The sequence below is a fragment of the Cupriavidus sp. 86D6 genome, from assembly GCF_057815095.1.
In genome coordinates this window covers 218363-244589 of the sequence record NZ_JBYPSB010000005.1, presented here as the reverse complement: position 1 = coordinate 244589, position 26227 = coordinate 218363, and the positions used below count along the sequence as shown (strand labels likewise).

Here is a 26227-nt window from a genome sequence, read left to right as displayed (position 1 = left end):
AGTTTCTCAATGTTCGCGCGCCAAGGTATCAACGCCTATGCCCAGGTCGGGGTCCAGACCGGGGTGATGAGTGCCAGTCCGCACAAGCTGATCGTGATGCTGTACGACGGCGCACGATCGGCCATCGCCCGGGCAAAGTTCCATCTGGAAAACGGCGAGCTCGAAGCGCGCGGCAATGCGATCTCCAAGGCCATCAACATCATCGACAACGGCCTGCGCGCGGTGCTGGACCACGAGGTGGGCGGCGAAGTCTCCGCCAATCTCGAATCGCTGTATGAATACATGACGCGCCGCCTGATGCTGGCCAACCTGCACAGCGACGCCGACATGCTGTCCGAGGTGGACGCCCTGCTCGAGAACCTGTCCTCGGCATGGGCCGCCATCGATCCGGCCGCCCCCGCAGACGCCACGCCGGCAGAGCCCGCCGTGGCATCACCCCCCGTTTTGCAGGACAACTGATGATGTTTGCCATGTCCCCCATCGTTCGCAGCTACGAAGAGCTCCTGGTGCTCTCCGAGCAGATGCTCGACGCCGCACGCGCGTCGAACTGGGATGCGCTGACCGATCTGCAGAAGGTCTATATGGCCGAAGTGGATCGCCTGCGCCTGCTCGACCACAGCGTGCCGTTCACCGACAACGAGCGCCTGCGCCGCTTCCAGCTGCTGGAACGCATCCTGGCCTACGATGCCCGCATCCGCGACCTGACCATGCCGCGCCTGGCCGAACTGGGCAACCTGCTCAACAACTCGCGCCGCAAGCTCGAACTGACCGCCGCCTACGGCGCCCTCTGAAGCACGCGCCCACCGGCTGACGGCGGGAACGGCGCGACGCGTATCGCATCCGCTACCATCGCTGACACGCGTCCATGACCGGCATCCAGATTCCTACCAGCCTGATTCCGCATCAGGCACCCGACCCGCAGCTATCGCGTCCCGCGCTGGCCATCGACAAGCTCGCCGCGCTGATACCCGTGCAGGAGGTGTCGCAAGGCGACGTGCAGTCGTCGACCGGCGAGACCGCCCAGGCCCGCCAGCCGAACGCGCTGATGCCGGGCGGCACCGATCCGCGCCTGGCCGGGCAGACCACTTCCACGCGCGAGACGCTGAGCTTTGCCGCCAAGGCGATCCTCGATCTGTTCGAAGCCGGCGATGCCGTACCGGCGCGTGCGAATTCGCCGCTGCTGGCCACATCGCCTTCAGGCGAGCCGGGCGCCACGCAGGACCTGGCCAGCGCGCTGGCGCGCTTTGTCGACCAGAGCGGACTGTTCTATGAATCGCATCTGACGCAATGGGTGATGGGCCAGCGCCCCTTGTCCACGCTGCTGCAGGAACCGCAGGCCGCGTTGCGCAATCCGGCCCAGAGCCAGACTGCACCGCCGCAAGGCCAGCCGGCAGCGGGCTCGCCCGCCGCGCCGGCACCTGCCGCCTTGCTGCCCTATGGCGGTCCGGCCGCACCCAGCGCCCTGCCCCCGCCCAGCGCGACGATCCTGGCCGAACTGACACGCCCGGTCATCTATCCGTTATCTACCGGCGTGCCGGCCCATGGTTCGCACGGCCACCCGCACGCGGCCGAGACGGCACCGAACCTGTCCAATACCGCGACGGGACCGCAGACGCCGCAGAGCGCCGCCGCCGAGCAGCGCCTGGCCGCGCATGCATCCGCCGCCGCGCACGCCTATCAGGTCACGGCCGAGATCTCGCACGAGGGCCACCACGCCGCACAGGCCCAGCGTGCCGCTATCGTCGCCAGCTGGAATGCGCCCGACGGCAGCACCGCGGCCGCCCAGGCGCAGCCCGATCCCGGCCCGCCCATTCATCCGTCCAGCGAGGGCGTGGTGCGCCAGCAGCTGGAACTGCTGGCCTCGCAACAGTTCCGCGCCACGATCGACGCGTGGCCCGGCATGCCCGTCGACTGGGAAATCACGCGCGAGCACGACCGCGAGGCGGGTGGCGCTTCGGCCGAGCCAGCTACCTGGAGCACCCGCCTGCGGCTGAACCTGCAGGCACTGGGCAGCGTCGATGCGGTACTGACGCTGGGCGCGCAGGGGCTGGAGGCCCGCTTCGTTGCCGCCGATCGGGATGCCGCCGAACGCCTGATCCAGGGCCGCGCGGACTTTCGTACCCAGCTGGAGGCGCGCGGCATCTCGCTGCTAAACATGAATGTGTCGACCCAGGACGGCCCGTCCACGCCCACCGTCATCGCCCTGCCAGCATGAGCGACCACCCGTCCGATCGCGGCGCCGCCGTCGCGCTTTCCTACCAGACCCACGACAACGCGCCGCGCGTGGTGGCCAAGGGCTACGGCATGTCCGCCGAGGCCATCATCGCCCGCGCCCGCGACGCCGGCGTCTACGTGCACGGGTCCCCGGCGCTGGTCAACCTGCTGATGCAGGTGGATCTGGACAGCCAGATCCCGCCGCAGCTCTATGTGGCCGTGGCCGAACTGCTGGCGTGGCTGCACCGGATGGACGGTTCGGACGTCGGCGCCGCCGAGGGCATTCCCGCCCTGCGCTGAGCCCCATTTTCGTGCCATCCGCCACGCCACGCCGGGCGCCGCAAACGGCACCCCTGCGGCGCCCTGCTTGAAATAGCGCCAATTTCGGCCCGTGTTCCGGCCGCTGGCGCAGAACGTCCCTTGTTACTGTGCAGGCATCGATCAGCCCGTCCGTTTCGCACGGGTCGACACCGCGCCTTCGCACACAACGCCATGAACAAGAACGTTTCGATGGGTCCCGCGCAGCGGATGATCCAGCACGCCTGGAATGCCTACAACGCCAACAAGTATGCGGAAGCCCTGAAGCACGCGCGGGCCGCCAAGCGCATTTCCGGGACCATGCCCGATGGCTATTACCTCGAATCGCTGGCGCTTTCGGGCCTGAACCACAACGAAGAGGCACTGCGCCTGGCCGAGGCGGGGGTGCGCCGCTTTCCGAACCACTCGGGCTTCCTGGGCTTGTGCGGCGCGCTCGAAGTCCAGCTGGAGCACTACGAAAAGGGCATCCCGCTGCTGAAGCGCAGTCTTGAACTGCAGCCCGCGTCGGGCCATCTCTGGCAGACGCTGGGCACGGCCAGCTTCTACAACGGCGACTATTTCGAAGCGCGTCTGGCGGGCGAAAAGGCCGCGGCGCTGCTGCCCAACGACCCGGTCGCGGTTGGCAACTACGCGGCGGCATTGCGCGAATCGGGCAGCACGATCGAAGCGATCCCGGTCTTTCGCCACGCTTGCGCCCTCGATCCCACGCAGCGCGTGAACCGGTCGAACCTGCTGTTCTCGCTGCTCTATGACGAAACCATCGGCGCCGAGGAATTGCGCCGCGAGGCCACGGACTGGGCGCAGACACTGGCTCGCACGAAAATCGACGGCCCGGAAATGCAGCCCAGCGAAGGCGAGCGCATCCGGATCGGCATCCTGTCGAACGACCTGCGCCGCCACGCCTGCGCATACTTCCTGATCCCGCTGATCGCCAACCTGGACCGCACCCGCTTCGAGGTGCACCTGTTCTCGCTGTCGAACGTCAACGACAACATCACGAAGAAGATCCGCGTCTACGCCGAAGGCTTCCACAGCCTCTTCAAGATGTCCGAGGCCGAAGTCGTCAAGGCGGTGCGTGCCCAGCGGTGCGACGTGATGATCGACCTTGGCGGCTACACCGGCGCGTCGCCGCTGACCTACATGGTGCAGCGTCTGGCGCCGAAGCAGCTCACCTGGCTCGGCTACCCCGGCACCACGGGCATGGCGCAGATCGAGTACCGGGTGACGGACTGGACGGCCGACCCCGAAGGCTTCGACCACAACTACACCGAAAAGCTGCTGCGTGCGCCGGTGTTCAGTGCATTCCACCCGATCGTCACCAACCCGCTGAACATTTACGACGCCCGCTACCGCGTGCAGCCGACGCCGGCGCTCGCCAACGGCTATATCACCTTCGGCTCGTGCAACACCATCGCCAAGCTCGGTCCCAAGACCATGCGGCTGTGGAGCGCCGTGCTGGCGCGCTGCCCGAACTCCCGGATGCTGGTGGAAGCAGCCGGCTGCGACAAGGACGGCGTCCGCGAGATGCTGTACGAACGCATGGCCGCCTACGGCATCGACACCTCGCGCGTGGAGCTGATCAACCGCGACGGCAACAACCAGTACGTGACCTATCACCGGATAGACATCGCACTCGACACCGCACCGGTCACGGGCGGCACCACGACCTGCGATGCCATCTGGATGGGCGTGCCCGTGGTGAGCTTCGCCGGGGGGACGTTCCACCAGCGCGTGTCGGCGCCATTCCTGCACGCCGCCGGCCTGGACGAACTGATCTGCGACACCGAGGAACGCTACGTGGAAGTGGCCTGCGCGCTGGCGGCCGACGTGCAGCAGCTCGACATCATCCGCCAGTCGATCCGCCCGCGCGCCGAAAGCAGCGAAATGTTTGACGCCCCGCGCTTTGCCGCGTGGTTCGAGGACCAGCTGGCCGAGATGTGCAGCGAGACCAAGCCGGTGGCGCCACGCACCGAGCCGCGCCAGTCGGGCATCTACTTCAACGGCCAGTGGTATCCGGCCGAAACGTTGCTGATGTCGGTGGCCGCCCACATCCACCTGGGCGAATGGCAGGCCGTGCACAACGTGCTGGAAAACCTGACATCGACCTGGTATCGCCACTGGGCCGTGGCCTATGGCCTGGCCGAGTACAAGTACCACAACGGCGCGCCGGACACGGCGATCGAACTGCTGGTGGAAGCCATCGGCATGCGCCCCTACGCGCTGCCGCTGTACCGCAAGCTGGCCGCGTGGCTCGACGAGCAGCAGCTCGACAAGTCCGGCCTGGCGGCGCTGCTGCAGGAACAGTTCGGCCTGACGATGGCCGCGCTGGAAGCCTCGCCGCCGCCCAACGCCTTCGAAGTGCTCGGCATTTCGCTGGATCTGCCCGTCGCCGAACCCGCCACCGCAGAAGCAGAGGTAACCGCATGAAAGCCGTCATCCTGGCCGGTGGCCTTGGCACCCGGATCTCTGAAGAATCGCACCTGCGCCCGAAGCCGATGATCGAGATCGGCGGCAAGCCGATCCTGTGGCACATCATGAAGATGTACTCGGCGCATGGCGTGAACGAGTTCGTGATCTGCCTGGGCTACAAGGGCTACGTCATCAAGGAATACTTCGCCAACTACTTCCTGCACATGTCGGACGTGACGTTCGACATGCGCGAGAACCGCATGGCCGTGCACCATCGCAAGGCGGAGCCGTGGAGCGTGACGCTGGTGGACACCGGCGAGGAATCGATGACCGGGGGCCGCCTGCGCCGCGTGCGCGAATACCTGACGCCGGGCGAGGCATTCTGCTTTACCTACGGCGACGGCGTTTCCGACATCGACATCAGCCGCGAAATTGCGTTCCACCGCTCGCACGGCCGCCGCGCCACCGTCGCCGCCGTGCAGCCGCCGGGCCGCTATGGCGCGCTGGAACGTGGCGACAGCGAACTGGTCAGCGGCTTCACCGAGAAACCGCGTGGCGACGGCGCCTGGATCAATGGCGGATTTTTCGTGCTGCAGCCCGAAGTGATCGACTTGATCGAGGACGACAGCATGTCGTGGGAAGAGGCCCCGATGCGCGAACTGGCCCGCAGCGGCCAGATGGCCGCCTTCGAACACACCGGCTTCTGGCAGCCGATGGACACGCTGCGCGAGAAGAACCTGCTGGAGGACCTGTGGCAATCGGGCAAGGCACCGTGGAAGATCTGGTAACGGCCGGCAACCCCGCCGGCGTGTTCGCGGCCTATCGCGGCCGGCGCGTCTTTGTCACAGGCCACACCGGCTTCAAGGGCGCCTGGCTGGCCCTGCTGCTGGCGCGCTTCGACGCGCAGGTGAGCGGCTACGCGCTGGCGCCGAACACCGAGCCGAGCCTGTTCGATGCCGCCGACGTGCGCGCGGCGCTGGTGCGCCATACCGTTGCCGATATCCGTGACGCCGCCACGCTCGCGCGGGCCATGCAGGACGCGCAGCCCGAGATCGTGCTGCACCTGGCCGCCCAGCCACTGGTGCGCGCCAGCTATCGCGATCCAGCGCAGACGTGGTCGACCAACGTCATGGGCACCGTCAACGTGCTGGACGCCGTGCGCGCGTGCGCGTCGGTGCGCGCCGTGATCGTGGTCACGACCGACAAGTGCTACGACAACAAGGAATGGCTCTGGGGCTACCGCGAGACCGACCCGCTCGGCGGTCATGATCCCTACAGTGCCAGCAAGGCCGGCACCGAACTGGTGGCCGCCAGCTATCGCAAGGCATTTCTGGCCGAACGTGGCGTGCTGCTGGCGACGGCGCGCGCGGGCAACGTGATCGGCGGCGGCGACTGGTCCGAAGACCGCCTGATCCCCGACGCCGCGCGTGCGGCCGCGGCCGGAGGCACGCTGGAGATCCGCAGCCCGCAGGCCACCCGCCCGTGGCAACACGTGCTGGAAGCCCTGCACGGCTACCTGCGCCTGGGCAGCCGCCTGCTCGATGGCGACGCCGCCATGGCCGACGCTTTCAATTTCGGGCCCGAGCCGCGCGACAACCTGCCGGTCGCCACCGTGCTGGCCGGCCTGCAGTCGCATTGGCCGGAACTCGACTGGAAACACTGCCCCCCGCCGGGCGCCGCGCCCCACGAGGCGCGCAACCTGTATCTCGACGCCGCGCGCGCCCGCACCGAACTGGGCTGGATGCCACGCTGGACGCTGCAAGAGGCGCTGGCCGCCACGGCCAGCTGGTATCGCACCGTCCAGATGGACCCGACCCAGGCGCGCGCCATCACTGAACGACAAATCGGCCAATTCTGCGCATGACCGCTCAACCCAACGCTCACCCCGCGAACTGCCGCGCCTGTGGCGCGCCGCTGACGCACACCATGGTGGACCTCGGCCTGTCACCGGTCTCCAACGCCTTCATCAGGCCCGAGAACATCGCCCAGGGCGAGATGTTCTATCCGCTGCACGCGATGGTTTGCGACAGCTGCTGGCTGGTGCAGTTGCGCGACGCCACGCCGGCCGAGACCCATTTCCACGACGATTACGTGTACTTCTCGTCGTTCTCCACCTCGTGGCTCGACCACGCGCGCCGCTATGTCGAGTCGATGACCGCCCGCTTCGGGCTGGGACCGCAAAGCCGTGTGATGGAGATCGCAAGCAATGACGGCTACCTGCTGCAGTATTTCCACCAGAACGGCGTGCCCTGCCTGGGCATCGAGCCATCGGCCAACACCGGTGCCGCCGCCCGCGCCAAGGGCATCGACAGCCGCGAACTGTTCTTCGGCGAGCGCACCGCCCGTGCGCTGAGCGTGGAAGGCTGGCAGGTGGACCTGCTGCTGGGCAACAACGTGCTGGCCCATGTACCCGACATCAATGACTTCGTCGGCGGCATGCCGCGGGTACTCAAGCCCGAAGGCGTGGTGACGCTGGAGTTCCCGCACCTGCTGCGCCTGCTGGAGCAAAACCAGTTCGACACGCTGTACCACGAGCACTATTCGTACCTGTCGCTGACCGCCCTGGTGCCGATCCTGGCGCGTGCCGGCCTGCGCGTATTCGACATCGAGCACCTGCCCACGCACGGCGGCAGCCTGCGCCTGTTTGCGTGCCACCAGCATGCGAAGCACGACACCACGGCGGCCGTGCAGGCCTGCCTGGACGAGGAAACGCGTGGCGGCCTGAACGCCACCGCGCGCTACACGGCATTCGCCGAGGGCGTGCGCCGGGCGCGCATCGACCTGCTGGCCTTCCTGATCGACGCACGCCGCCAAGGCAAGCGGGTGGCCGCGTATGGCGCGGCCGCCAAAGGCAACACGCTGCTGAACTACTGCGGCATCGATGCCGACCTGGTGGAGTACGTGGTGGACCGCAACCCCGCCAAGCAGGACAAGCTGCTGCCCGGTTCGCGCATCCCCGTGTTCGCGCCCGAGATCATCGACAGCCGCAAGCCGGACTACCTGCTGATCCTGCCCTGGAACATCAAGGACGAGGTAACGGCGCAGATGGCCGGCATCCGGGCCTGGGGCGGCCGCTTCGTGGTGGCCATCCCCGAAACCGTGGTGCTGCCGTGATCTTCACGCCTGCCCGCATCGCCGGTGCCTGGATCGTCGACCCGGAACCACTGGCCGACGACCGTGGCTTCTTCGCGCGCACGGTCTGCGTGGACGCGTTCGCGGCCCACGGCATCGATGCGCATTTCGTGCAGCAGAGCGTGTCGCGCAACACGCGGGCGGGCATCCTGCGCGGCATGCACTTCCAGCGCGGGCCGCACGCCGAAGACAAGCTCGTGCGCGTGACCACCGGCGCGGTCCATGACGTGATCCTGGACCTGCGCCCCGAGTCGCCCACGTACCTGCAATGGCAGGCCGTGGTGCTCGATGCCGAGGCACAGCGGGCGATCTTTATTCCGAAAGGCGTGGCGCATGGCTTCCAGACCATGACGCCGCTGTCCGAGGTGTTTTACCAGATGACGGTGCCGTTCGCGCCCGGCAGCAGTGCCGGCGTGCGCTGGGACGATCCCGCCATCGGCATTGCCTGGCCCGGTTGCGCGGATCGCCTGATCTCCGCCAAGGACCTCGCCTTGCCCACGCTGGCCGAACTGGCCGCGCAACCCCAACTTTCACCCTGAACACTGACTACCCCCTAGCGGAGCCACCCATGACGACTGAACATTTGCAGAAGCTTTCCGACGCATTGCGCACGGTGGGCGGCAGCGCTGCCGCCCGAGACAAGGTCATTGCCCTGTGCAAGAGCATCGAGCAGGACCTGGACGCCTACGAAGGCAGCGTGCGCGACGACATCACCGGCCCGATCGTCGATGCGATGTACAACGAGACCTCGCGCCTGCGCAAGACGCTGGCCGACGGCACGGTCTTCGAGTTCCTGTACCGGACCAAGATCGCCCGCGACTTCCTGATGAGCACCCCGGCCGCACCGGACCACGTGTGGGAACCGCAGACCACCAAGCTACTGGTCAAGCTGTGCGAGCGCGGCGGCCATGCCGTGGTGGGCGGCGCCTACTTCGGCGACCAGGTGATCCTGATGGCCCGCCAGCTGGCCCGTGCCGGCGGCACTTGCCACGCTTTCGAGCCCAACGCCGACCAGCTTGGCATGCTGCGCAACAACGCGGCGCTGAACAAGGTGGAGAACATCCGCAGCTGGCGCCTGGGCCTGTGGTCGGACAGCACCACGCAACTGCGCCTGGAAGGCCACGATTCGTTCGCGCATGCCGTGCACAGCACCGGCCCCGCCGGCGACGACAGCTTCAAGACGGTGACGATCGATGACTATTGCGCCGAGCAGAACCTGGACAAGCTCGGCCTGATCATGCTCGACATCGAAGGTGCGGAGCTGAACGTCTTCAAGGGCGCCGCGAAGCAACTGGCACGCCCTGCCGGCGAAGCGCCGAACCTCGTGTTCGAAGTGCACCGCCACTATGTGGACTGGAGCCGCGGCCTGGAGAACGCCGAGATCATCCAGCTGCTCAAGGGCTATGGCTATCACGTGTACGCAGTGCGCGACTTCAACTCGAACGTCGACATGCAGGGCCGCCCGGTGGAACTGGTGCCGGTGGACAACGTGTACCTGGAAGGCCCCGCGCACGGCTTCAACATGGTGGCCGTGAAGGACCCGACGCTGCTGCAAGGTCAGGGCTTTGCCGTCGTGCCGGGCGTCAGCCCCAAGCTGCTGTGGCACCGTGACCCGGCGCTGCACCATCCGGCCAACTGAGGATCGCAATGCGTTGCACGGTAATCGGCGGCGCCGGCTTTGTCGGTCGTCGCCTGGCCGACACGCTGCGGCGTGCCGGCCACGAGGTCTGGGTGCCGGCGCGCGGCGACCGCGCGCTGTTCACCCGCGACCTGGGGCACGTCTACTACTGCGCGGGGCTCACCGCGGACTACGCCGCACGGCCCTACGACACGGTGGCCGCGCACGTCACGTTGCTGGCCGACGTGCTGCGCGCCAACCGCTACGAGCACCTTGTGTACCTGTCGTCGACCCGTCTCTACGACACGTCCCAGCTGCCCGTGGGCGATGAAGCGGCAGCCCTGACGCTCCAGCCAGCCAATCCGCGCGCGCTGTATGACTTCTCGAAGGGACTGGGCGAAAACCTGTGCCTGACCGTGGCAGCCGGCCGCACCGCCGTGGCCCGCCTTTCGTGCGTGTTCGACTGGGCGCCGGCGTCGCCGGGATTCCTGTCGGAATGGCTGATGCGCGCCGCCACCGAGCGCACGTTCCGGCTCGACAGCGACTCCGGCTTCGTGCGCGACTACATCCATCTCGATGACGTGGTGGATGCGCTGGTTGCCATTTCCACGCGCCACGCCGGCGGCATCTTCAATGTCGCCAGCGGCGAGAACGTATCGAACGGCGATCTGGCCGAGGTTTTCAACGCGGGCGGCTGGGACATTGCCCTGGCACGCCACTCACCGGTGCAACGGGCCGCGGCATGCAGCACGGCGGCACTGCGCGCGCTTGGCGTGGCACCGCGCGACGTGCGTTCGGTGGTGGCACGCTACCTGGAAGGGGTTCGCCCATGGAACTGATCGGACAGACCCGCGAATCGCTCGCGGCCTATACCTGCGCGCAGGTGGCCAATCTGGTGCCGGACGGCCGTGGCGATGCGCTGCTGCCCGTGGTGTCGCGCCATATCGACGAGGCGCTGGCCCGCACCGGCCGTTGCATCGACGCGGTGCGCATGTGGCGCCCCGGTCAGTTCAACTACCTGCATTCGTCGCAGTATTGCCAGTACCTGTACTACCTGGCCAATACGATCTGGCGCCAGGAGCGCAACGGCGAGGCATGCACGAAGCTGTTCCTGCTCAACAAGGCCCTCAACGCCATCGACCTGTTCTACGAGATCGAAATGCCTGAGGTGTTCTTCATCGGCCACTCGGTGGGCATCGTGCTGGCCAAGGCCACCTACGGCAACTACCTGGTGCTGTACCAGAATTCCACGGTGGGCAAGAATCACGGCGTGGCGCCCGTCATTGGCGAAGGCGTGGTGATGTATCCGAACACGGCCATCATCGGCCGCAGCCACGTGCGCGACAATTCGGTGGTGGCCCAGGGCGTGAGCGTGCTCAACCGCGAAACGCCCGGCAACTGCCTGGTCTATGCCGGGCACGCCGGCGGCCTGGTGTGCAAGCCGGCCGGGGAGCGCGCGGCCGAGGAATACTTCCGCGTCTGAACCGTGCTCCTGCCCGCCCGGGCGGGACCCTCCTGCTTGGCAAAAAAGCAATAAAGGCCATGCCGCTTTCGCGCGCATGGCCTTTTCGTGCGTGGCGCGCCGTGGCGCGCCGGTCGCATACCGGACGTCAGACCGGCATGTTCATCATTTCCTGATAGGCAGCCGCCAGGCGGTTACGCACCTGCACGGTGGTCTGGAACGAGATGTTGGCCTTCTGCATGTCGATCATCACGTCGTTGAGCGACACGCCGGGCTTGCCCACTTCAAAGGCCTCGGCCTGGCCGTAGGCGCGTTCCTGGGTGGCGTTCAGGCGTTGCAGCGAGCGTTGCAGTTCGCCCGCAAAGCCAGCCGTGGCAGCCGAATTCGCGGCCTGGGAGGTGGTTCCGCCGCCAGCCACCTGCGCCAGGCCGCGCAGTTGGTGGAGCATGCCCTCGATGGAAGAAATGGTCATGGCACGTACAGGTTGGTCAGTCGGGACAGGATCAATGTGACGAAAACACTACTCGCCATCCTGTTTCAGCCCTCGCACTGTACTGGCCGCCCGCCTCGTTCCAAAGGCTGAAATCGGCGGAAAAACATCGCCTATTCAGCCGATTGTTCCTCGCCCGTCTGCCCGATCATCGCTACCGTGCCGGATCTGGCGGATCGACGCGTTTCTTGTCTCGCCGCCTGACTCCATGGAATTCAACTAACGCGGGGAGTGCGCGTGTTTTTTCAGCAGCGTAAAGTGAGCCGTGCCGAGATGATTAACGGCAGCGAAGGCCTGAGTGGTAAGGGCAGGGAATGCCCGGCCAAGCCGGAGACGCGCGCATGAACGCGGCCGCCACCCTGCCGAACGGCGCGGCCCTGGTCGAAAAGCTCAAGGGCAATCCGCGTCTGCCCCTGATGCTGGGCGGCGCGGCGCTGGTTGCCGCCATTGCCGTGGGCGTCATGTGGTCGCGCCAGCCGGACTACAAGGTGCTGTACACCAACCTGTCCGAGCGCGACGGTGGTGCAGTGATCCAGTCGCTGCAGCAGATGAACGTGCCGTACAAGTTCGCCGAAGGCGGCGGCGCCGTCATGGTGCCGGCCGACAAGGTTGCCGAGACGCGCCTGCGCCTGGCCAGCCAGGGCCTGCCCAAGAGCGGTACCACGGGCATGGAACTGATGGACAACCAGAAGTTCGGCATCAGCCAGTTTGCCGAGCAGGTGAACTACCAGCGCGGCCTGGAAGGCGAGTTGGCCCGTTCGATCGAATCGATCGGCGCCGTGCAGTCGGCCCGCGTGCACCTGGCCATCCCCAAGCCCACGCTGTTCGTGCGCGAACGCCAGAAGCCCACCGCGTCGGTGGTGCTGCAGCTCTACCCGGGCCGGGCCGTTGACGAAGGCCAGGTGGCCGCGATCACGCACCTGGTGTCGTCGAGCGTGCCCGAACTGACCCCGAAATCGATCTCCATCGTCGACCAGCACGGCAACCTGCTGTCCGGCAGCAGCGACCGTTCGATGGACGCCACCCAGCTCAAGTTCGTGCAGCAGGTGGAACAGAGCTACGTCAAGCGCGTGGAATCGATCCTGGCCCCGATCCTCGGCAAGGACAACGTCCACGCCCAGGTCACGGCCGATATCGACTTCTCGTCGGTCGAACATACCGACGAGAGCTTCAAGCCGAACCAGGACCCGACCAAGGCGGCCATCCGCAGCCAGCAGACCAGCGAATCGAACCAGCAGGGTGGTTCCGGCGTGGGTGGCGTGCCCGGCGCGCTGTCCAACCAGCCGCCCGCCGCCGCCGTGGCCCCGGTCACCACGCCGCAGCCGCCGCGCCAGCCCGGCCAGCCGAACCCGCCGGCCCAGGCACAGCCGAACCAGGCCACGCAGACCGCCGAAAAGACCGGCCCGAGCAGCAACCGCCGCGACGCCACCACCAACTACGAGCTCGACCGTACCGTGCGCCACGTGCAGCAGGCGCCGGGCGGCGTGAAGCGCCTGTCGGTGGCCGTGGTGGTGAACTACCGCAGCAAGGTCGACGCCAAGGGCAAGCCGGTCACCGAGGCGCTGTCCGCCAAGGAACTGGCCCAGATCGAGAACCTGACCAAGGAAGCGATGGGCTTCTCGGCAGATCGCGGCGATTCGCTGAACGTGGTCAACAGCCCGTTCACGGCCGACAACAAGACGGAACCGGAACTGCCGCTGTGGAAGCAGCCGCAGATGATCGACCTGGCCAAGACCGGTGTCGGCTACCTGCTGCTGGCCCTGCTGGCGATGTTCCTGTGGTTCAAGGTGGCGCGTCCGGTGCTGCGCAAGTACACCACGCCGGCCCTGCCTGCCACCACCGAGGCCACGGACGCCACCGCAGCCGAAGCCGCGCTGCCGCCGCCGGAAGAGGAAACCAATCCGGAAGTGCTGCGCCTGGCCGCGAAATATGAAAGCGATCTCGCCCTGGTGCGTGACGCCGCGCAACGCGACCCGCGCCTGGTCGCCAGCGTAATCAAGACCTGGATGGCAAATGACGAAGGCTAACGCTAGCAAGGGAGCGGCCGACAAGGGCCTGCAGAAGAGCGCCATCCTGATGATGGCGGTGGGCGAGGATTCGGCCGCCGAGGTGTTCAAGCACCTGTCGCCGCGCGAAGTGCAGCAGCTGGGCTCCGCCATGGCCAACCTGTCGGCCGTGACCCGCGAGGAAATGGCCGAGGTGCTGGCCGAGTTCCGCGGCGAGACCGAGCAGTACCTGGCCCTGAACGTCGATTCGAGCTCGTTCATCAAGAGCGTGCTGAACAAGGCGCTGGGCGAGGAACGGGCGCTGTCGGTGATCGAGGACATCCTGGAATCGCGCGACCCGGGCGGTGGCATCGATTCGCTGAACTGGATGGAAGCCAACACGGTGGCCGAACTGATCAAGGACGAACACCCGCAGATCATCGCCACCATCCTGATCCACCTGGACCGCCAGAAGTCGTCCGAAGTGCTGGGCTTCTTCACCGAACGCCTGCGCAACGACGTGGTGCTGCGTATCGCCACGTTCGGCGGCGTGCAGCCGGGCGCGCTGCAGGAACTGACCGACGTGCTGACCAAGCTGCTGGCAGGCCAGAGCCTGAAGCGCAGCCGCATGGGCGGTGTCCGCACGGCGGCCGAGATCATCAACCTGATGAGCACGGCCCACGAGGAAGCGGTGATCGACGGCGTGCGTTCGCACGATGCGGACCTGGCGCAGAAGATCATCGACGAGATGTTCCTGTTCGAGAACCTGATGGAAGTGGACGACCGCGGCATCCAGCGCGTGCTCAAGGAAGTGGCCACCGAATCGCTTATCGTCGCGCTCAAGGGCGCGCAGCAGGAACTGCGCGACAAGTTCATCCGCAACATGTCGACGCGTGCCGGCGAAATGCTGCGCGAGGACCTGGAAGCCCTGGGTCCGGTGCGTGTGTCGCAGGTCGAGGCCGAACAGAAGGCCATCCTGCAGGTGGTGAGACGCCTGGCCGAGGCCGGCGAAGTCCAGATTGGCGGAGGCGACGATGCCTACGTTTGAACGCGGCTTTGCCGCAGGCCGCGGCCCGGGCCGCGGCGATCCCGGGTTCTATGGCGCGCCCAGCGCGCCCCAGGGCGCCGGCGGCCTTTCGGAGAAGCCATCCGGCGGGCTCTCCGGTGGACTCACCAATGTCCACCGCAGCGACGAAGGCTTCCAGGGTTTCGAGGCGCCCGTGCGATCGAGCCTGGGCGGCGACGCCTGGAAACGCTGGCAGCCCGAATCGCTTGACCCGCGCGACGCCCTGAAGAAAGCGCTGGCCGCGCAGTTGCCGGTCGAGCCCCCGCCTCCGCCGCCGATCGACTTTGCCGCGCTGGACGCCATGCGCGACGGCGCGCGCAAGGAAGGCTATGCACAGGGCTACACCCAGGGCCAGACCCAGGGCTACGGCGACGGCCACCGCGAAGGCTATGCCCGCGGGCTGGAATCGGCCCGCAGCGAAGCCGCCCGCCTGCACGAACTGGCCGGCAACTTCCGCGACGCGCTGGGCCGTGTCGATACGGAGATCTCCGACGCGCTGATTTCGCTGGCGCTCGACGTGGCACGCCAGCTGGTGCGCAAGACGATGGAAATCGATCCGGCCGCGCTGGTGCCAGCCGCGCGCGAACTGATCAACGCCGAGCCGCCGCTGTCCGGCGCGCCCTGCCTGCTGCTCAACCCCGAAGACGTGACGCTGGTGGAAACCCACCTGAAGGGCGAACTCGAAGCCGCCGGCTGGACCGTGCGCGCCGATGCCACCGTGGCGCGCGGCGGCTGCATCGCCAGCGCCGCCAGCGGCGAACTCGACGGCACGCTGGCCACGCGCTGGGAGCGCGTGATCAAGGCTCTGGGCCGCAACGATCCGTGGGAGCCCCCGCATGCATGATCCCCAGGCCACGGCGCCAGACACCGCCTCCGCTGCAGCCCATACCGGCCGCTGGCGCGATGCGCTGGCCACCGCTTCGTCGAACATCGCCGAGATCGACAGCAAGCGTGCCTGCGGCCGCCTGACGCGTGCCGCCGGCCTGGTGCTGGAAGCCGTGGGTCTGCGCATGCCCGTGGGCAGCGACTGCCTGATCGAACTGCCGGGCGGCCAGCATTCGCATGGCGGCCCGCGCACGGCCGAAGCCGAAGTCGTGGGCTTTGGCGCCGATCGCCTCTACCTGATGCCGCAATCCGACGTGGCCGGCCTGGTGCCGGGCGCCCGCGTCTATCCGCTGGAACCGTCGCCGCTGCCCAAGGGCGTGAGCGCCCCGCGCGAGCCGGGCTCCAAGCGCCTGCCGGTGGGCGATGGCCTGCTGGGCCGGGTGCTGGACGCGGCCGGACGTCCGCTTGACGGGCTGGGCCCGATCACCGCCGCCAGCGAAGTGCCGCTGTCGGGCGCGCAGATCAACCCGCTGATGCGTGCCCCGATCGAAACGGTGCTCGATACCGGCGTGCGCGCCATCAACGGCATGCTGACCGTTGGCCGCGGCCAGCGCATGGGCCTGTTCGCAGGCTCCGGCGTGGGCAAGTCCGTGCTGCTGGGCATGATGGCCCGCTACACGAACGCCGACGTGATCGTGGTTGGCCTGATCGGCGAACGCGGCCGCGAAGTGAAGGAATTCATCGAGAACATCCTCGGCGAGGAAGGCCGCAAGCGATCGGTGGTGGTGGCCGCGCCCGCCGATTGCTCGCCGCTGCTGCGCATGCAGGGCGCCGCCTACGCGACGCGCCTGGCAGAGTATTTCCGCGACAAGGGCCAGCACGTGCTGCTGATCATGGATTCGCTGACCCGTTACGCGATGGCCCAGCGCGAGATCGCCCTGGCCATCGGCGAGCCGCCGGCCACCAAGGGCTATCCGCCTTCGGTGTTCGCCAAGCTGCCGACGCTGGTCGAGCGTACCGGCAACGGCCCCGAAGGCGGCGGCTCGATTACCGCCTTCTATACCGTGCTGACCGAAGGCGACGACCAGCAGGACCCGATTGCCGATTCGGCGCGCGCCATTCTCGACGGCCATATCGTGCTGTCGCGCAGCCTGGCCGAAGCAGGCCACTATCCGGCCATCGACGTGGAAGCGTCGATCAGCCGTGCCATGACCGCCTTGATCGAACCGCCGCAATTTGCCTCCGTGCGGCGATTCAAGCAGTTGATGTCGCGCTACCAGCGCAATCGCGACCTGATCAGCGTGGGCGCCTACGTGCCCGGCAACGATCCGGAGCTGGACCTCGCGATCCGCCTGCATCCGCGCATGGAGGCATTCCTGCAGCAGGACATCCACGAGCGCGCCGACTACGAGGTGTCGATCGCCCAGCTGCACGCGACCATCGGAGCAACCCACCATGGCTAAGACATCGCCGATCCACACCCTGGCCGACATCGCCCAGGACAATACGGACAAGGCCACGCGCGAGCTGGGCCGGCTGCAGGGCCTGCGCACGCAAGCCGAGCAGCAGTTGCACGCGCTGACCGAGTACCGTCACGAGTACCGCGCGCGCATGCAGGTCATTGCGGCCGAAGGCATGACGTCCAGCCGATGGCAGGATTTCTCGCGCTTTCTCGACTCGCTGGACCATGCCATCCGCCAGCAGACCGCCGCGCTGGACAAGGCCGAGGCCGACCTGCTGGCCGGCCGCGCCAACTGGCAACAGCAGAAGCGCCGCCAGAATTCCTTCGACACGCTGATCACGCGTGCCGAAGTGCGCGAACAACAGATCGCCACGCGCCGCGAACAGCGGGCCAACGACGAATACGCGGCCCGCATCGCACGCCAGCCGGCGAGCGGCCAGAACTGACCTGCCAAAGACCACAATGATCGATATCAGCCAGATCGTCGGCAACACCGCCGCAGCCCTCGGGAACCTCAAGTCGCCGGACGCCGGCAAGGTTGGCGATGCCAACCCGTTCCAGGATGCGCTGTCGCGCGCACGCCAGGATGGTCAGCAATCCGCGCCGGCCGCCGCGCAGGCGAAGGTGCCGGCCAAGGACGGCAAGCAGGCCGACGCATCGAAGGGCAGCGCCGCGCAAAAGCCGCAGCAGCCCGCCGCCAACAATGCGCTGCCGCAGAAGGACACCGGCAAGGTGGCCGCCAAGGGCCAGCCGAAGACCGACGAGGCGAAGGATGGCGAGACCGACGACACCGCATCGACCGATGCCGCTGCGGCCGCCGCCGCACTGGCCGCAGCCGCGCTGCTGACGCAGCCCCCGGTCCCGCAGGCCCCTGCCGCCGCCAGCACGGCCGGCGTCGACACCAGTGCGATCAATGGCCTGCCGACGCTGCCGTCGGCACAGGGCACGGCCCAGGGTGCCAGCGCATCCGCTGCCGCCGCCGCGGCCTCCGCATCCACCGCAGCCGCCGCCGCTGCCGATCCGGCCACCGATGCCGCGGCCTTGCAGGCAGAGGCCGAAGCCAGGCTGCCTGCCGCCACCGTGGACACGGCCGCCAAGGGCACCACCGCCAGTCCGGCCGATACGCTGGCGCTGATCGCCCAGCAACGCGCCACGCTGCAGAACACCGCACCGACGACTGCGGACAAGATCGCCGCCACCGCCACCGCGCCGGCCCAGGCCGCCGCCCAGGACGCCCGCGGCCAGGGCGCCGGCCAGCAGCATGCGAACCTGGGCCATCAGAACCAGCCGGCCCTGACGCCGGCCGGCGACGCCCCGGCCAGCCAGCCGGCGCAGGCACCGGTCACGCCGTTCGCCGTCGCACAGGCGAGCGCACGTATCGGTGAAGGCGTGGACACGGGCGCGACGAATGCCAGCAGCGCCGCCACCATCGCATCGGCCCTTGCCGCGCAGACGCCGGCCCAGGCCGCCCAGGCCAACGCCACCGCCGTTGCCGCGCGCCCGGTCATCGCCCCGAACGTCGGGGACAGCCAGTGGTCGCAGGCACTGGGCCAGCAGATGGTGCGCCTGTCCACCCAGGGCAACCAGACCGCCGAACTCGATCTGAACCCGCCCAACCTGGGCCCGCTGAAGGTGGTGCTGAACGTGGTCAACGACCAGGCCCAGGCGCAGTTCGTATCGCCGCACCAGACCGTGCGCGCCGCCGTGGAGGCCGCATTGCCGCACCTGCGCACGTCGATGGCCGAAGCGGGCATCCAGCTTGGCCAGACATCGGTGGGCGCCGACAGCTTTGCGCAAGCCAACTCGGGTGGTCAGCAACAGCAGCCGCAACGCCAGGCCGGCAACGGCGGCAGCTTCGGCCAGGCCATGGGCTTCGGCAACGACACGGCGGCGCCTGCCGCCCCCGCCACACCGCGCGCCCCGCGCACGCTGGCACGTGGCGAGGTCGATACGTTCGCCTGACGCACAGGGTCGTCCCGACCCCGCAAAGCCCGCCCTTTCCCCCGCCTTGCGGGAAGGAAGGCGGGCTTTTTTCATGCTGGCAACCCGGAACTTAAGCGCGCACGGGGCGGTCATTTGAGCGACCATATCCACACCCGTCCCCTCGCTCCCTCGCCCCCTGGCCAATGACCATGCCCAGCCTTCGCCCGCCCCTCGTTCGTCCGACCCAGCTTGCCGCGCTCGCGCTGGCGACCGCCTTCGCAACCCTCACCACCCTCGCCCCGCCCGTCCACGCGGCCGGCGCAACCGATGGCGGCCCCGCCTACGGCCCCGAGCTGGAAGGCTTCGACTACCCCTATCCGGTCCAACGCTACAAGTTCCCGTCGCAGGGACAGCCCCTGGAGATGGCGTTCATGGACGTCAAACCCGAAAAACCGAACGGCCGCGCAGTGGTGCTGCTGCACGGCAAGAACTTCTGCGGCGCCACGTGGCAGGAGACCATCCGCCAGCTCAGCAGCGCCGGCTACCGGGTGGTGGCACCCGATCAGGTGGGCTTCTGCAAGTCGACCAAACCGGCGCACTACCAGTACACGTTCCAGCAACTGGCGCGTAACACGCATGACCTGCTGGCATCGATCGGCATTCGCGACGTCACCGTGATCGGGCACTCCACGGGCGGCATGCTGGGCATGCGCTATGCGCTGATGTATCCGCAGGAAACGAAGCAGCTGGTGCTGGTGAACCCGATCGGGCTGGAGGACTGGAAGGCCAAAGGTGTGCCTTCGCTATCGGTGGACCAGTGGTACGCCCGCGAGCTGAACACCACGGCAGATCGCATCCGCAACTACGAGAAATCCACGTACTACGTGAACCAGTGGAAGCCGGAATACGAGCCGTGGGTGCAGATGCTGGCTGGCATGTATCGCGGCCCGGGCAAGCAGATCGTGGCATGGAACTCCGCCCTGCTCTACGACATGATCTACACCCAGCCCGTTGTCTACGAAATGGGCGCCATCCAGGCTCCCACGCTGCTGATGATCGGCGACAAGGACACCACGGCCATCGGCAAGGACGCCGCCCCGGCCGACGTGCAGCCAAAGCTGGGCCGCTACCCGGAGCTGGCCCAGACCACGGCCAAGGCCATCCCGAACACGACGCTGGTGGAATTCCCGGAACTGGGCCACGCCCCGCAGATGCAGGATGCGGCGGCGTTTCACAAGGCCTTGCTGGAGGGGATGGGGAAGGTGTCGCGATAGGTTGTCGCCGACGGCTATATCACCGACCTGAATGCGGACAGCGACTTCACTGTCCGCGTCAGGCCCAATCTCGTGAAATTGGCCAGAAAGCGATCCACTCCCATGATAGAGGACGCACGCATCATAAAGCGCAGTAAAGGTCGAACATCTCATTCGTAGCCCATGCCCAGGGCCTGTGCTTCACGAACCAACTCATCCATCAGCCTCTCGCTCTCCGCGTCCCGTGCGGCCTTGTAGGCCATGAGGTCCGAGAAACGGATACGGCGGTGCTTGCCGGTCTTGTGGAACGGCAGCTCGCCAGCTTCGAGCAGGCTGACCAGATAGGGTCGGGACACGTTCAGCAAGTCCGCAGCTTCCTGGGTCGTCAGTTCGGCATGTACCGGAACGACTTGCACCGCATTGCCAGCCGCCAGTTCCGCCAGGATATCGAGCAGCAAGCGTAGGGCTGTGGTTGGCAACTCAATTTGATGCGCCTCATCCTTCTCATCGAAAATCTGGATGCGCTGTGTGTCAATGTGTGTCCGAAGGTAGGCCGCAAGCTCGCGCTGGCCGCGCAGGGCAATTTCGACTTCCTTGTCGGCGGGGAGCGTGGTGCGAGGGTCGAGGATGGTCATATGTCACTCCTTGCTGCATTGCCCGACCATAATCGAAATAAACGAAACGGGCAATCCACGTCGTCAACGAAACGACACGACGGCGGCCACCCGGTATGATCGGCCTGCACCCTGACTGCCATGACCTTCGACCTCTTCGACGCCCTTCCTGCCGATCCCGATACGCCGCCAGCCGTTGAGCCATTGGGTCCCGGTGCCGTTGTCCTGCGGGGCTTTGCGCGTGACATCGGGCCTGCGCTGCTGCAGGCGGTGGGCGAAGTCAGCGCCGGCTCACCGTTTCGGCACCTGATCACGCCGGGCGGGCTGCGGATGTCGGTGGCGATGACCAATTGTGGCGAGCGCGGCTGGGTGTCCGACCGTACCGGGTATCGCTATGACCCGATCGATCCCGATACCGGGCGGCCCTGGCCGGACATGCCGGGGGCGTTCCGGCGCCTGGCGCTCGATGCCGCCGAGGCGGCCGGGTATCCCGGTTTTGTGCCCGATGCGTGCCTGATCAACCGCTATCTGCCCGGTACACGGCTTTCTTTGCATCAGGACCGCGATGAACTCGACTTGCGGGCGCCCATCGTGTCGGTGTCGCTGGGCTTGCCGGCCATCTTTCTGTGGGGCGGCCAGCGCCGGGCCGACCGCCCGTCGCGGGTGCGGCTGGCGCATGGCGACGTAGTGGTCTGGGGCGGCCCCTCGCGGCTGGTGTTCCACGGCATCGCGCCGCTGGCTGCGGGGGACCACGCACTGACCGGCAGCGCGCGTATCAACCTGACGTTCCGCAAAACACGCTGACCCGCGCGCGGCAGTTGCCCGCTTCATCAGACAACCATACGATAGCGGCTCAGCACTTTTGCTCATAAAACAAGACCGGCGTCCCAGGCGACCGGCCCCGCTCGCGAGACAGATCCCAGATGTCAGCCACACCCGGCAGCGCCCAAGCACGCCCCGAAGCCACACCCCCGACGCCCCCTTCCGCTCCCAAGCCCGCGCCACTGGCCGGCCGCCCTGCCGATTCGATCCGTGCCGCGCTGCTGATTGGCGCCTGCATCAGCGCCGTCTGGATTGCGGGCAGCGCCCTGCATGCCCCGCCGGCGCTGATCTGGGCCGGCGCGCTGGTGCTGTCGACCGTATCCTGCTGGGCCGTTGGCGTGCTGCCGGAACCCACGGCCACGCTGCTGTTCTTCCTGTCAGCGGTGGTATTCCATATCGCACCGCCCACCGTGGTGTTTTCGGGATTCACCTCGACGGCATGGTGGCTGATGTTCGGTGGCGCCGTGACCGGCGTGGCGCTGCGCAGTACCGGGCTGGCGCTACGGCTGGCGGACATCATCTTCCACAAGCGGGTGGGCACTTACCCTCAGGTGATCACCACGGTGGCGCTGAGCGCGGTCGGGCTGGCGTTCCTGATGCCCTCCACCACCGGCCGCGTGCTGCTGCTGATGCCGATCGTGCTCGCACTGGCCGACCGGCTGGGCTTCGCCGCCGGGTCGAACGGCCGCATCGGCATGGTAATGACCGTCGCGGCGGCCAGCTACATGCCACCCACCACCATCCTGCCGGCCAACATCCCGAACAGCGTGCTGCTGGGCGCGGCCAGCTCGCTCTATCACATCAACCTCAGCTACGGCAGCTACCTGCTGCTGCATTTCCCGGTGCTGGGCGCGCTGAAGACCGTGGTGCTCATCTGGCTAATCTGCAAGCTGTTCCCGGAAAACGGTCCGATGCCGGCGCAGGCGCCTGTCACGCAGACCGCGATGGGGGCCCAGGAGCGCGCGCTGGCCGTCATCCTTGCGCTGGCGGTGGCCGGGTTCGCCACCGACGCGTGGCATGGCATCTCGCCAGCCTGGATTTCGCTGGCGGCGTGCATCGTCTGCCTGCTCCCCGGCATCGGCCTGGTATCGCCCAAGGCGCTGACCGAGCAGGTGCATCTGGTACCGCTGATCTATGTGGCCGGCTTTCTGGGGCTCGGGGCCGTGGTGGAATCCACCGGACTGGGCAGCGCCATCAGTGCCGGCCTGCTGCAGGTGCTGCCGCTGACACCCGGCCATACGGCGGCCAACGTGGGCACCATCGGCGCCATGGGTGCGGTACTGGGCCTGATGTCGACGCTACCCGCGCTGCCGGCCGTGCTCACGCCGCTGGCGCGCGACCTGGCCAATGCCACGGGGCTGCCGCTGGAATCGGTGCTGATGCTGCAGGTGCCGGTGTTCTCGACGGTGTTCTTCCCGTACCAGTCGCCGCCGATCGTGATTGCGATGCAACTTGGGGGCGTAGGCTTGCGGCACGGCACGCGGCTTTGCCTGACCATGGCCGCCATCACGCTGGTGGTGTTGCTGCCGCTCGATTACCTCTGGTGGAAGCTGCTGGGCTATCTGCCCTGACGGGCCGGGCGCGGCGCACGCAGGCCCGCGCCGGCTACCATTCGAGCTTCTCCAGCAACGCATCGCGCACGGCGCGGGGCTCGACGATCAGATCCATGCCGTAGGCCCCCAGCAGCGCCAGCAACTGGGCGACGCTGATGGTCTCCGGATTCAGCTCCATATGGGAAATGCGGCTCTGGCTGATGGCCAGCCGTGCGGCGGCGTCGGCCTGGGTCAGGCCTGCGATCTTGCGCGCGCCCTGGAGCACCTGCCCCAGTTGATCGCTGCTGGTAATGGTGACTCTGGCGGACATCTTGGTCTACCCGGCAATAAATACCTCCGAAATCTATCAATTTCCGCCAGCAATCGACAAATCCTTCGTGATTGACGAATGCATTGAAGCTGTCATTACCCATGTAGTGGGTAGATGGCGGGCGAGCCGTTGCCAAAAACAAACGCCCTGACCCGATTCGGGCCGGCGGGCGCGGCTTTAGCGCAGGTAGTCGCGGAAGCGCGAGCGGATGTCCTCGACGTTGGCCAGGGTGCCGGTCAGGTGGTCGCGCAGCGCGGTCTCGGCGGCAGCCACGTCACCGGCGGCGATGGCGTCGATGATCGCGGTATGGTCGCGCAGCACTGCATTGGCCTTGCCCGGAATCGGCAGGTGCAGCCGGCGCAGGCGGTCCAGATGGCCGCTCTGGCGGCGCACCAGCCCGAACAGGTCCGGCACGGCGGCGGCCTCGTAGAGCTGGCGATGGAAATACTGGTCGTTCGCGGTGAATTCGGCCAGGTCGTCGAGTTCCAGCATGCGCTGCTGGCGTGCCACCGTGGCGCGCAGCCGTTCCACCAGGGCCTCATCGGGCGCGCCGGCCAGGGTCCGGACGATCTCCACCTCCACCGAGCGGCGCAGAAAGTGCGCCTGCCGCGCCAGTGCCACGTCGATGCGGCTGACGCGTGTGGCGTGCTGGGGAAACACATCGACCAGCCCTTCTTCGGCCAGCCGCATCAGCGCATCGCGCACCGGCGTCTGGCTGATGCCGTATTGCAGCGCCAGTTCGGGGCGCGACAGCACCGTGCCGGGCGGCAGCGCCATCGAGATGATCTGGTCGCGCATATGCTCGAACACCTGCGGCGCCGCCTGGCGCGTGCGGTCGAACTGAAACTGCGTGGACGGATTGGGGAGCGTGGCGGCCATGCGTAAATGACTGGAATGTTGCGCGCGATTCTAGCCGAACCGGCTGCGGAAATCCCTGCGTTGACGTACTAATATATTAGTGCTTTAATTCCCGAAACCCCAGTCGTCGTACAACTACGCGACCGGCAGGATTCCAGGTGGAAGAGACAACGATGACGGCACATAAGAAAACGCCGGACCAGCTGCGCAGCGCGCGCTGGTTCGCGCCCGACGACTTGCGCTCGTCCGGGCATCGCTCGCGGATCATGCAGATGGGCTACGCGCCCGATGAATGGATGGGCAAGCCGCTCATCGCCATCATCAACACATGGTCCGATATCAACCCCTGCCACGCGCACTTCAAGCAGCGCGTGGACGACGTGAAGCGCGGCATCCTGCAGGCCGGTGGTTTCCCCGTGGAACTACCGGCCATTTCCTTGTCCGAGAGCTCGGTCAAGCCGACCACCATGCTCTACCGCAACCTGCTTGCCATCGAGACCGAAGAGCTGATCCGCTCGCATCCGATCGACGGCGCGGTGCTGATGGGCGGATGCGACAAGACCACCCCGGGCCTGCTGATGGGCGCCACCAGCGCCGGTGTGCCGGCCATCTACGTGCCCGCCGGCCCCATGCTGCGCGGCAACTACAAGGGCCAGGTGCTGGGATCGGGCTCCGACGCCTGGAAGTTCTGGGACGAGCGCCGCGCCGGCAATATCAGCAAGACGGAGTGGATCGGCATCGAGGGCGGCATCGCGCGCAGCCACGGCACGTGCATGACGATGGGCACGGCCAGCACGATGACCGCGATTGCCGAGACCATCGGCATGACGCTGCCCGGCGCATCGTCGATTCCGGCGGCCGACGCCAACCACATCCGCATGTGCTCCGAGGCCGGCCGGCGCATCGTCGGCATGGTCTGGGAAGACCTGACGCCGCAGCGCATCCAGACACATGCATCGTTCCAGAACGCGATTGCCGTGGCCATGGCGATGGGCTGCTCCACCAACGCCATCATCCACGTGATTGCCATGGCGCGTCGCGCCGGCCACGACATCGGCCTGGACGACTTCGACCGCGCCAGCCGCCATGTGCCGGTGATCGCCAACATCCGGCCCAGCGGCGACACCTACCTGATGGAGGACTTCTTCTACGCGGGCGGATTGCCGGCACTGATGAACCGCATCCGCGACAAGCTTCACCTCGACGCCCCCACGGTCACCGGCCGCACGCTGGGCGAGAACATTGCGGGCGCCGAGGTCCACAACGACGACGTGATCCGGACCTGCGAGAACGCGCTGTACCAGGAAGGCGCGCTGGCCGTGCTGCGCGGCAATATCGCGCCCGACGGCTGCGTGATCAAGCCCAGCGCGTGCGAGAAGCGATTCTTCAAACATACGGGCCCGGCGCTGGTGTTCGACGACTACCCGTCGATGAAGGCCGCTGTCGAGAACGAGGACCTCGACGTCACGGCCGACCACATCCTGATCCTGCGCAACGCCGGCCCGCAGGGCGGCCCCGGCATGCCCGAGTGGGGCATGCTGCCGATCCCGAAAAAGCTCGTGAAGCAGGGCGTGCGCGACATGCTGCGGATGTCCGATGCGCGCATGAGCGGCACCAGCTACGGCGCCTGCATCCTGCACGTGGCCCCCGAGGCCTACATCGGGGGTCCGTTCGCCCTGGTGAAGACGGGCGACCTGATCTCGGTCGACATCGACCGGCGCAGCATCCATCTGGAAGTGTCCGACGAGGAACTGGCCGCGCGCCGCGCCGCATGGACCCCGCTGCCGCCGCGCTATATGCGCGGCTACGGCTACATGTTCTCGCGCCATGTGCGCCAGGCCAACGACGGCTGCGATTTCGACTTCCTGCAAACCGATTTCGGCGAGCCCGTGGGCGAACCGAGCATCTACTGA

General features: G+C 67.3%; 26 protein-coding genes. 22 read left to right on the top strand and 4 right to left on the bottom strand.

The window, feature by feature from the left end; all coding sequences use genetic code 11:
* The first annotated feature begins 9 nt into the window (after positions 1 to 9).
* The 12 genes from fliS (at position 10) to AC3G88_RS14455 (ending at position 11174) form a co-directional block, all read left to right on the top strand.
* Positions 10 to 459 carry a flagellar export chaperone FliS gene (gene fliS, locus AC3G88_RS14510; protein ID WP_487522346.1) on the top strand — a complete coding sequence of 150 codons (450 nt, stop codon included), beginning with the start codon at positions 10 to 12 and terminating at the stop codon, positions 457 to 459.
* Positions 460 to 461: 2 nt separating this feature from the next.
* Positions 462 to 791, top strand: a complete 330-nt coding sequence (locus AC3G88_RS14505; RefSeq protein WP_488772373.1) for a flagellar protein FliT — start codon at positions 462 to 464, stop codon at positions 789 to 791.
* A gap of 74 nt (positions 792 to 865) precedes the next feature.
* Positions 866 to 2215: a flagellar hook-length control protein FliK gene (gene fliK, locus AC3G88_RS14500; RefSeq protein WP_488772055.1), complete on the top strand. Its 1350-nt coding sequence runs from the start codon at positions 866 to 868 to the stop codon at positions 2213 to 2215.
* Entirely contained in the window at positions 2212 to 2514 is a 303-nt protein-coding gene (locus AC3G88_RS14495) for an EscU/YscU/HrcU family type III secretion system export apparatus switch protein (RefSeq protein ID WP_488772056.1), read from the top strand. The genes fliK and AC3G88_RS14495 overlap by 4 nt, the downstream gene beginning before the upstream one ends.
* Before the next feature lie 192 nt (positions 2515 to 2706).
* Positions 2707 to 4959, top strand: coding sequence for an O-linked N-acetylglucosamine transferase, SPINDLY family protein (locus tag AC3G88_RS14490; RefSeq protein WP_488772057.1), 2253 nt, complete (start codon positions 2707 to 2709; stop codon positions 4957 to 4959).
* Entirely contained in the window at positions 4956 to 5729 is a 774-nt protein-coding gene (rfbF, locus tag AC3G88_RS14485; protein ID WP_488772058.1) for a glucose-1-phosphate cytidylyltransferase, read from the top strand. Before AC3G88_RS14490 ends, rfbF begins: the two co-directional genes overlap by 4 nt.
* 20 nt (positions 5730 to 5749) lie before the next feature.
* Positions 5750 to 6805, top strand: a complete 1056-nt coding sequence (gene rfbG / locus AC3G88_RS14480; protein WP_488893472.1) for a CDP-glucose 4,6-dehydratase — start codon at positions 5750 to 5752, stop codon at positions 6803 to 6805.
* A complete protein-coding gene (locus AC3G88_RS14475) occupies positions 6802 to 8055 on the top strand; it encodes a methyltransferase domain-containing protein (RefSeq protein ID WP_488772059.1) in 1254 nt (417 codons plus the stop codon). The genes rfbG and AC3G88_RS14475 overlap by 4 nt, the downstream gene beginning before the upstream one ends.
* Entirely contained in the window at positions 8052 to 8612 is a 561-nt protein-coding gene (gene rfbC, locus AC3G88_RS14470; RefSeq protein WP_488772060.1) for a dTDP-4-dehydrorhamnose 3,5-epimerase, read from the top strand. The genes AC3G88_RS14475 and rfbC overlap by 4 nt, the downstream gene beginning before the upstream one ends.
* A gap of 29 nt (positions 8613 to 8641) precedes the next feature.
* Positions 8642 to 9712 (top strand): FkbM family methyltransferase, encoded by a 1071-nt coding sequence (locus AC3G88_RS14465; RefSeq protein WP_488772061.1) that lies wholly within the window; start codon positions 8642 to 8644, stop codon positions 9710 to 9712.
* An 8-nt stretch (positions 9713 to 9720) separates the two neighbouring features.
* Positions 9721 to 10530, top strand: a complete 810-nt coding sequence (locus tag AC3G88_RS14460; protein ID WP_488772062.1) for an NAD-dependent epimerase/dehydratase family protein — start codon at positions 9721 to 9723, stop codon at positions 10528 to 10530.
* Positions 10521 to 11174 carry an LbetaH domain-containing protein gene (locus AC3G88_RS14455; RefSeq protein WP_488772063.1) on the top strand — a complete coding sequence of 218 codons (654 nt, stop codon included), beginning with the start codon at positions 10521 to 10523 and terminating at the stop codon, positions 11172 to 11174. The genes AC3G88_RS14460 and AC3G88_RS14455 overlap by 10 nt, the downstream gene beginning before the upstream one ends.
* Positions 11175 to 11301: 127 nt before the next feature.
* On the opposite strand, the gene fliE is transcribed toward AC3G88_RS14455, so the two are convergent.
* Positions 11302 to 11625 (bottom strand): flagellar hook-basal body complex protein FliE, encoded by a 324-nt coding sequence (gene fliE, locus AC3G88_RS14450; protein WP_400394289.1) that lies wholly within the window; start codon positions 11623 to 11625, stop codon positions 11302 to 11304.
* A gap of 359 nt (positions 11626 to 11984) precedes the next feature.
* Between fliE and fliF the strand changes: the two genes are divergently transcribed.
* From fliF to AC3G88_RS14415, 7 genes are all read left to right on the top strand, one after another.
* Complete coding sequence (gene fliF / locus AC3G88_RS14445) at positions 11985 to 13670, top strand: flagellar basal-body MS-ring/collar protein FliF (protein WP_400394287.1); 1686 nt, start codon at positions 11985 to 11987, stop codon at positions 13668 to 13670.
* Positions 13657 to 14676: a flagellar motor switch protein FliG gene (gene fliG / locus AC3G88_RS14440; RefSeq protein WP_153945877.1), complete on the top strand. Its 1020-nt coding sequence runs from the start codon at positions 13657 to 13659 to the stop codon at positions 14674 to 14676. The genes fliF and fliG overlap by 14 nt, the downstream gene beginning before the upstream one ends.
* Positions 14663 to 15538, top strand: coding sequence for a flagellar assembly protein FliH (fliH, locus tag AC3G88_RS14435; RefSeq protein ID WP_488772064.1), 876 nt, complete (start codon positions 14663 to 14665; stop codon positions 15536 to 15538). Before fliG ends, fliH begins: the two co-directional genes overlap by 14 nt.
* Positions 15531 to 16982, top strand: coding sequence for a flagellar protein export ATPase FliI (fliI, locus tag AC3G88_RS14430; protein ID WP_488772065.1), 1452 nt, complete (start codon positions 15531 to 15533; stop codon positions 16980 to 16982). The genes fliH and fliI overlap by 8 nt, the downstream gene beginning before the upstream one ends.
* Positions 16975 to 17427 (top strand): flagellar export protein FliJ, encoded by a 453-nt coding sequence (gene fliJ, locus AC3G88_RS14425; protein ID WP_488772066.1) that lies wholly within the window; start codon positions 16975 to 16977, stop codon positions 17425 to 17427. The genes fliI and fliJ overlap by 8 nt, the downstream gene beginning before the upstream one ends.
* 16 nt (positions 17428 to 17443) lie before the next feature.
* Positions 17444 to 18943 (top strand): flagellar hook-length control protein FliK, encoded by a 1500-nt coding sequence (locus AC3G88_RS14420; protein WP_488772067.1) that lies wholly within the window; start codon positions 17444 to 17446, stop codon positions 18941 to 18943.
* Positions 18944 to 19113: 170 nt separating this feature from the next.
* A complete protein-coding gene (locus AC3G88_RS14415; protein WP_488772068.1) occupies positions 19114 to 20178 on the top strand; it encodes an alpha/beta fold hydrolase in 1065 nt (354 codons plus the stop codon).
* A 149-nt stretch (positions 20179 to 20327) separates the two neighbouring features.
* Here the strand turns inward: AC3G88_RS14415 and AC3G88_RS14410 are convergent, their stop codons facing one another.
* Complete coding sequence (locus tag AC3G88_RS14410; protein WP_153945871.1) at positions 20328 to 20792, bottom strand: helix-turn-helix domain-containing protein; 465 nt, start codon at positions 20790 to 20792, stop codon at positions 20328 to 20330.
* A 120-nt stretch (positions 20793 to 20912) separates the two neighbouring features.
* Between AC3G88_RS14410 and alkB the strand changes: the two genes are divergently transcribed.
* Complete coding sequence (gene alkB / locus AC3G88_RS14405; RefSeq protein WP_488772069.1) at positions 20913 to 21575, top strand: DNA oxidative demethylase AlkB; 663 nt, start codon at positions 20913 to 20915, stop codon at positions 21573 to 21575.
* 119 nt (positions 21576 to 21694) lie between these two features.
* The gene (locus tag AC3G88_RS14400) at positions 21695 to 23164 is read left to right on the top strand and encodes an SLC13 family permease (RefSeq protein ID WP_488772070.1); all 1470 of its coding nucleotides are present in this window, start codon (positions 21695 to 21697) and stop codon (positions 23162 to 23164) included.
* A gap of 34 nt (positions 23165 to 23198) precedes the next feature.
* Here the strand turns inward: AC3G88_RS14400 and AC3G88_RS14395 are convergent, their stop codons facing one another.
* The gene (locus tag AC3G88_RS14395; protein WP_092599362.1) at positions 23199 to 23456 is read right to left on the bottom strand and encodes a helix-turn-helix domain-containing protein; all 258 of its coding nucleotides are present in this window, start codon (positions 23454 to 23456) and stop codon (positions 23199 to 23201) included.
* 177 nt (positions 23457 to 23633) lie between these two features.
* Positions 23634 to 24335, bottom strand: a complete 702-nt coding sequence (locus AC3G88_RS14390) for a GntR family transcriptional regulator (RefSeq protein WP_488772071.1) — start codon at positions 24333 to 24335, stop codon at positions 23634 to 23636.
* Between the two features lie 152 nt (positions 24336 to 24487).
* Here AC3G88_RS14390 and araD point away from each other — a divergent pair, with 152 nt between their 5' ends.
* Positions 24488 to 26227, top strand: coding sequence for an L-arabinonate dehydratase (gene araD / locus AC3G88_RS14385; protein WP_488772073.1), 1740 nt, complete (start codon positions 24488 to 24490; stop codon positions 26225 to 26227).